Origin of the sequence: Mesorhizobium sp. (genome assembly GCF_024509055.1) — a bacterium.
In the GTDB taxonomy this organism is placed as follows: domain Bacteria; phylum Pseudomonadota; class Alphaproteobacteria; order Rhizobiales; family Rhizobiaceae; genus Mesorhizobium.
In genome coordinates this window covers 1-6,722 of sequence record NZ_JANINM010000035.1, presented here as the reverse complement: position 1 = coordinate 6,722, position 6,722 = coordinate 1, and the positions used below count along the sequence as shown (strand labels likewise).

Genomic DNA, 6,722 nt, shown 5'->3' with positions numbered 1-6,722 from the left:
TCCGCGTGGTCAGCCCGGCCGGCCGCAAGGGGCGCGGTCCGGTGGTGCGGTGGCGGGTGAGCCCGGTGACCGGCCGGCTGGAACTGCACATCGTCGAGCTTGGCGGCTGGCCGGACGAGCATGGCCGCTCCTTCTTCGAACGGCTGGGAGCGATCCTTGCCGCCTATCAAAGCTCGCGCCGGTGATCGCCGTCACCGGCGCGGGCCCAGGCGCGTATGTTATCGGCGTGACGGCAGACGACCCGGCCGTCACATTGCTGTTCGAACCCAATGGGATCGTGCCGCGCAAACCTTCGGAAGAGCCGTCATGAAATTCGTCGAAACCTTTGAATTCTATCCCTTCCTCAACACCGCGGTGAGCTTTGTCGCGGCTTTCATACTCGGCACGCTGATCGGCGCCGAACGCCAGTACCGGCAGCGCACGGCGGGTCTGCGCACCAACGTGCTGGTGGCCGTCGGGGCAACGGCCTTCGTCGACCTCGCGCAAAGGATCTCGGGAACGTCGGACGCTGTCCGGGTCATCTCCTATGTGGTCTCGGGCATCGGTTTCCTGGGCGCCGGCGTGATCATGAAGGAAGGCATGAATGTCCGCGGCCTGAACACGGCGGCGACGCTCTGGTGCTCGGCCGCGGTGGGGTGCTGCGCCGGAACCAGCATGATCGCGGAGGCGGCCCTGCTGACGGTGTTCGTTCTGGCGGGCAACACCTTGCTCAGGCCGCTCGTCAACCTCATAAACCGCATCCCGATCAACGACCGGACCATGGAAGCGACCTATGAGGTGAGCATCATCTCGAACAAGGAGGCGATGCCGCAGATGCGCGACCTCCTGGTCGAGCGCCTCGAACACGCGAACTATCCCGTCGGCGATGTCGAGGTCACGGAAAGAGGCGACGACACCGTCGAGATCGTGGCGACGCTGGTGAGCACGGCGGTCGACCCGCATGAGATCGAGGCGGTGACGACCTTTCTCGAAAAGCAGGCGGGCGTGTCCAATGCCACATGGGACGGGAGCACGAAGGACTGAGAGGCGGCCGGCTGCCGCCAAACACTTAAAGACATAAATATTTCTTTATATGATATTGACAGCCAAGCCGCGTTGGAGTGAATTGCCATCGTCGAGGTTCTTCGTCCGGCTTCCGGCCGGGCGGAGCTAAGAGGGAAGCCGGTGAGATACCGGCGCTGCCCCCGCAACTGTAAGCAGCGAGCCGAGCTCACCTGATGTCACTGGGGCTTGAAGCCCCGGGAAGACGAGCGACAGCCAAGACCCGCGAGCCAGGAGACCTGCCCCGGCAAATATCGTCCACGGGCGGGTGTCTCGGTGGGGCGCGGCAATGCGGCGGTGCCTTCCGCCCGAATTGCAAGCGGCCGCGTGCGCTCAGCCCCTTTCATCGGGGTATGAAAATGTCGTCTTCCACCATTGCTGTCGCCACGCTCGGCGTGCCGAGGATCGGTCGCCGCCGGGAATTGAAATTCGCGCTCGAAGCCTATTGGTCGGGCAAATCCTCCGCGCAGGACCTGCTCGATACGGCGAAGGCGCTTCGTCGCGCCAACTGGACCGAACAGCGCGACCGCGGGGTTGGCAAAATCCCGTCCAACGATTTCTCGCTTTACGACCACGTGCTCGACACCGCCGTCATGGTCGGCGCCATACCGGAGCGCTACGGCTGGCAAGGCGGCGAGGTCCCGCTCGATACCTATTTCGCCATGGCCAGGGGCAGCGAGGGCGGCGCGGCGCATAGCTGCGGCCACGCGGAGCATGCCGGGCACGGCGTTGCGGCGCTGGAAATGACCAAATGGTTCGACACCAATTACCACTACATGGTGCCGGAACTCGGCGAGGATCAGGCGTTCGCTCTGACCTCGGCCAAGCCCCTCGACCATTTCCGCGAAGCCAAGGCGCTCGGCATCCATACCCGTCCCGTCCTCCTCGGGCCGATCACCTTCCTGAAGCTCGCCAAGGCGGCCGGCAATGCATTCAACCGCATGGCGCTGCTGCCGAAGCTGCTGCCGGTGTACGTCGAACTGCTGACCCGGCTTCGCGACGCCGGCGCCGACTGGGTGCAGATCGACGAGCCCTGCCTTGTGCTCGATCTCGACCCTGCCGAGCGCACCGCCATCTGGCCTGCCTATGACCGGCTGGCGAGCGACGTTCCCGACCTCAAGATCATGCTCGCCACCTATTTCGGCGCGCTCGGCGACAATCTCGACCTGACGCTCGCCCTGCCCGTGGCCGGCCTGCATCTGGACCTCGTCAAGAAGCCGGAACAGCTGCAACCCATCGGGCGCTTCGCACGCAAGGACCTGGTCCTGTCGCTCGGGCTGATCGACGGCCGCAACATCTGGCGCGCCGACCTGGAAGCGATCGTCGAGCGGATCAGGCCGGCTGTCGCCGGCTGGCCGGCCGAACGCCTCGAGATCGCGCCCTCCTGCTCGCTGCTGCACGTGCCGATCGACCTCGACCTCGAGACCCGGCTCGACGCGGACCTGCGCTCCTGGCTGGCCTTCTCGGTGCAAAAGATGGACGAACTGGCCGTGCTGGCCAAGGCGCTGGCGGATGGCGGGGACGCGGTCGCCGCCGCGCTTAGGGCGTCCTCGGAAGCGGTCGCTTCGCGGCGCACCTCGCTCAAGGTCCACGACCCGCTGGTCGAGGGCCGCATCGCCGGGATCGACGAGACGATGAAGCGGCGCAGGAACGGCTTTGCCGAACGCAGCAAGCTGCAGGCGCGCAAGCTCGCCCTGCCGCGCTTTCCGACCACGACCATCGGCTCCTTCCCGCAGACGGCGGACGTTCGCAAGGCGCGCGCGGCGCACGCCAGGGGCGAGATGAGCTACATGGATTACGAGGCTTTCCTGCGAAGGGAAACGGCGGCCGCGATCGAGTGGCAGGTCGAGATCGGTCTCGACGTGCTGGTGCATGGCGAGTTCGAGCGCAACGACATGGTGCAGTATTTCGGCGAGCAACTGTCGGGTTTCGCCTTTACCGAGCATGCCTGGGTGCAGAGCTACGGCTCACGCTATGTGCGGCCGCCGATCATCTATGGCGACGTCTCGCGGCCGAACCCGATGACGGTGCGCTGGTGGCAGTACGCGCAATCGCTCACGACCAAGCCGGTGAAAGGCATGCTGACGGGGCCGGTGACCATCCTCAACTGGTCGTTCGTGCGCGACGACCTGCCGCGCAGCGCGGTATGCCGTCAGATCGCGCTGGCGATCCGCGACGAGGTCGTCGATCTCGAAAAGGCCGGAGCGGCGATGATCCAGATCGACGAGGCCGCCTTGCGCGAAGGCCTGCCGCTGCGCAAGTCGGGATGGGCGCATTACCTGGATTGGGCGGTCGAGTGCTTCCGTCTCGCCTCGAGCGGCGTGTCCGACGCCACGCAGATCCACACGCATATGTGCTATTCGGAGTTCAACGCCATCATCGACGCCATCGCGGCGATGGACGCCGACGTGATCTCGATCGAGACCTCGCGCTCGCGCATGGAGCTGCTCGACGCTTTCCGCGGCTTCAAATATCCGAACGAGATCGGTCCCGGCGTCTACGACATCCATTCGCCACGCGTGCCGGCGGTAGCGGAGATGGAAGAACTTCTCGCGCTGGCGCGCCAGCGCATCGGCGACGGCCAGCTCTGGGTCAATCCCGACTGCGGCCTGAAGACCCGCAAATGGGAAGAAGTGCGCCCGGCGCTCGTCAACATGGTGGCGGCGGCGCAAAGGCTGCGCGCGCTGGCGAAGGCGGCGTGACCACGCCGCTCGCGACCGGTTAGCGCTCTAAGATACCCCCCTCTGTCCTGCCGGACATCTCCCCCTCAAGGGGGGAGATTGGCAGCTTTCGCGCCGGCGCCCTTTCTGCAATGCCGGTGGTTCGGCAAGGCGTCAGAGCGCGCAATCTCCCCCCTTGAGGGGGAGATTGCGGCAGGGCAGAGGGAGTGCTGCCGCGCCGGCGTCTTCGCTATTGTCGATCAGGCCGCCTTGGCGAGATCGCCATGCGGGTCGAGCACGAACTTGACCGCCGCGCCCTGGTCGAAGCTTTCGTAGCCCTGCGCGGCATCCTCCAGCGAGATCACCCTGGCGTTGACGATGTCGGCGATCGGCAGGCGGTCGTGCAGGATCGCCTGCATCAGCTGGCGATTGTATTTCAGCACCGGCGTCTGTCCGGTGTGGAAGGATTGCGCCTTGGCCCAGCCGAGCCCGAAGCGCAGCGACAGGCTGCCGTGCTTGGCGGCACTGTCGACGGCGCCCGGATCCTCGGTGACGTAGAGCCCCGGTATGCCAATGGAGCCGGCGGCCCGCGTGATCTCCATCATCTGGTTGAGCACGATCGCCGGCTGCTCGCCGCCGGCATGGCCGCGCGCCTCGAAGCCGACCGCGTCGATGGCGCTGTCGACCTCGTCGGTGCCGATCACCTCGGCGACCATCTCGCCCAGCCTGTCGCTCTTCGACAGGTCGATCGCCTCGAAGCCGACATTCCTGGCGTGCGCGAGACGCTCCTTGTTGAAGTCGCCGATCATGACCACCGCGGCGCCGAGGATGCGAGCCGAAGCGGCAGCCGCCAAACCAACCGGACCGGCGCCGGCCACATAGACGGTGGAGCCGACGCCCACACCGGCGCGCACCGCGCCGTGGAAGCCGGTCGGCAGGATGTCCGACAGCATGGTGAGATCGCGGATCTTCTCCATCGCGCGGTCGCGGTCGGGGAAGCGCAGCAGGTTGAAGTCGGCATAGGGCACCATGACGTAGCGCGCCTGTCCGCCGATCCAGCCGCCCATGTCGACATAGCCATAGGCGCCGCCGGCGCGCGACGGATTGACGGTGAGGCAGACGCCGGTGTCCTGGCCCTTGCAGCAGCGGCAGCGTCCGCAGGCGACGTTGAACGGCACCGAGACGATGTCGCCGACCTCGAGCATCTCGACGTCGCTGCCCTTCTCGACGATCTCGCCGGTGATCTCGTGACCGAGCACCAGGCCGGCCTGCGCCGTCGTGCGGCCGCGCACCATGTGCTGGTCCGAACCGCAGATGTTGGTCGAGACGACCTTCAGGATCACCGCATGCTCGATGCGCCGGCCGTCGGGCGCGGCGAATTTCGGATCGTCGATGTCCTGGACCTCGACCTTGCCCGGTCCGAGATAGACCACGCCTCTGTTCTTGCTCACTTTAATTCCTCCCTTGCTGTGATTGTCGAACACGGCCCCCTCAAGGCCGCAGGCTCCATGCGGCCAGTTCAGGGCCGACTGATCTCCTCCAGATACCAGCCGATGTAACGCAGCTCGTTGTGCTCCATCGGCGCGATCGGGCCGGGCGTGAAATAGTGCGAGCGCACGCCGCGCGCGGTGTGCTCGATGATCTTCTTGTCCTCGTCGGTGGTGACCCGCCACAGCCAGGTCAGCCGTTCGAGGTCGTAGTCCCTGCCCTCCTCGGCATCGCCGCGCACCAGCCAGATCAGCTCCATCTCGCAAGTGTCGACGCTCTTTGGGATGAAGCGGTAGATCATGCCGTGGTCGGGGTAGCAGACGAGGAAGGTTGTGCCGCCGAGATGGATCGAGGTGACGCCGCCGTCGTAATCGGCGAAGCGGCCCATCAGCGGGGCTACCGCCTTGCCGTCCTGGCTGCCGGTGGCCACGCCGTCATAGAGCGCGTAGCGGAACGTATGGATCGCTTCCTGGCCAGCGGAAGAATTCTGCCAGCGGTCGCCGCTCACCACCTCGATGCCCAGCGCGCAGGTGCGCGCCTCCATCGCCTGGTTGAGCTTCTCGATCATCTCGAGCGGCTGCTCCAGCGCATGGGTCTGCGAATATTCCGGATGCGCCGGGCCGCAATGGTAGCACTCGACATAGTTCTCGACCGCCAGCTTCCAGTTGGCGTCGAGCGGATAGGACTGGCGATGCGCCACCTTCGCCTTGTCCCAGCCATACTGGCCGCAGCTTGCGCGCAGCGCGTTCTCGATCGGGTCGAAATCGAGCGGGGTCTCGGCGAAGGAGATGAAGACCAGGCCGGCCGCGACGCGGACATGGACCTTCTTCAGGCCATGCGCGGCGCGGTCGAAATCCTTGGGCATGAGACGGGCCGCGCGCAGCGACCCGTCATTGGAGTAGGTCCAGGCATGGTAAGGGCAGACGAAGAACTTCGCGTTGCCCTTCGGCTTGGTGCAGACCTCGGCGCCGCGATGGCGGCAGACATTGAGCATGGCATGGACGACGCCGTCCATGCCGCGCGTCAGGATCACCTGCTCGTCCCCCAGTCGGAACAGCTCGAAATCGCCGGGATTGGCGACGACGCTTTCATGCGCCAGGCAGTGCCAGTGGCGGCGAAAGACCCGTTCCATGTCCCGCTCGAAGATCGTCGGGTCCATGTAGAAGGCACGCGCCAGGCCGTGGCCCGGCCGGTGCGCGGCGACGAGCGCGTCGATCGCGTCGCCGCCCGGGTGGCGTTGCTGAAGGGAAGTGATGCTCATTGGCTGCCTCGTGGGTTGGCCCGGTCAGATCTCGACGCGGCGTTCCTTGTATTTGTCGGGGATCGCCGCATCGGTGCCGAAGAAGGCGTGCTTCGACATGTCGGGCGAATAGCGGCTGCCCGGCACAGTGCGGCCGAGCGCCTCGGCGACGGCGCGGATGTGATGGGGCGCGGCCCCGCAGCAAAGGCCGATGTAGCGCACGCCCATGTCATAGGCCTCGCGCGCGTATTCGGCGCATTCGTAGCGGTTGCAGGTGAAGGGATCGAGCGCGG

5 protein-coding genes, 1 pseudogene and 1 riboswitch are annotated in these 6,722 nt (G+C 66.0%); of the genes and pseudogenes, 3 read left to right on the top strand and 3 right to left on the bottom strand.

Annotated features, from left to right (window positions below; translation table 11 throughout):
• The 3 genes and pseudogenes from Q0L57_RS02350 to metE form a co-directional block, all read left to right on the top strand.
• Positions 1-185, top strand: a pseudogene (locus Q0L57_RS02350) (hypothetical protein); the annotation flags it as partial.
• 121 nt (positions 186-306) lie between these two features.
• Entirely contained in the window at positions 307-1,023 is a 717-nt protein-coding gene (locus Q0L57_RS02345; protein WP_296737436.1) for an MgtC/SapB family protein, read from the top strand.
• Between the two features lie 77 nt (positions 1,024-1,100).
• Positions 1,101-1,303: riboswitch (cobalamin riboswitch) on the top strand.
• 97 nt (positions 1,304-1,400) lie between these two features.
• Entirely contained in the window at positions 1,401-3,743 is a 2,343-nt protein-coding gene (gene metE / locus Q0L57_RS02340) for a 5-methyltetrahydropteroyltriglutamate--homocysteine S-methyltransferase (protein ID WP_296737433.1), read from the top strand.
• 218 nt (positions 3,744-3,961) lie between these two features.
• On the opposite strand, the gene fdhA is transcribed toward metE, so the two are convergent.
• The 3 genes from fdhA to Q0L57_RS02325 all read right to left on the bottom strand — a co-directional run.
• On the bottom strand, positions 3,962-5,152 hold the full coding sequence (fdhA, locus tag Q0L57_RS02335; protein ID WP_296737432.1) for a formaldehyde dehydrogenase, glutathione-independent: 1,191 nt from the start codon (positions 5,150-5,152) through the stop codon (positions 3,962-3,964).
• Between the two features lie 68 nt (positions 5,153-5,220).
• Complete coding sequence (locus Q0L57_RS02330) at positions 5,221-6,450, bottom strand: aromatic ring-hydroxylating dioxygenase subunit alpha (protein WP_296737430.1); 1,230 nt, start codon at positions 6,448-6,450, stop codon at positions 5,221-5,223.
• A 24-nt stretch (positions 6,451-6,474) separates the two neighbouring features.
• Positions 6,475-6,722: homocysteine S-methyltransferase family protein (locus tag Q0L57_RS02325; RefSeq protein ID WP_296737428.1), on the bottom strand; the 248-nt coding region annotated here is incomplete at its 5' end.

What these genes read in the sequence shown, in the direction of transcription:
- Q0L57_RS02345 (WP_296737436.1), top strand. Translation starts at nt 307, where the DNA reads ATGAAATTCGTCGAAACCTTTGAATTCTATCCCTTCCTCAACACCGCG.
- metE (WP_296737433.1), top strand. Translation starts at nt 1,401, where the DNA reads ATGTCGTCTTCCACCATTGCTGTCGCCACGCTCGGCGTGCCGAGGATC.
- Q0L57_RS02330 (WP_296737430.1), bottom strand. Translation starts at nt 6,450, where the DNA reads ATGAGCATCACTTCCCTTCAGCAACGCCACCCGGGCGGCGACGCGATC.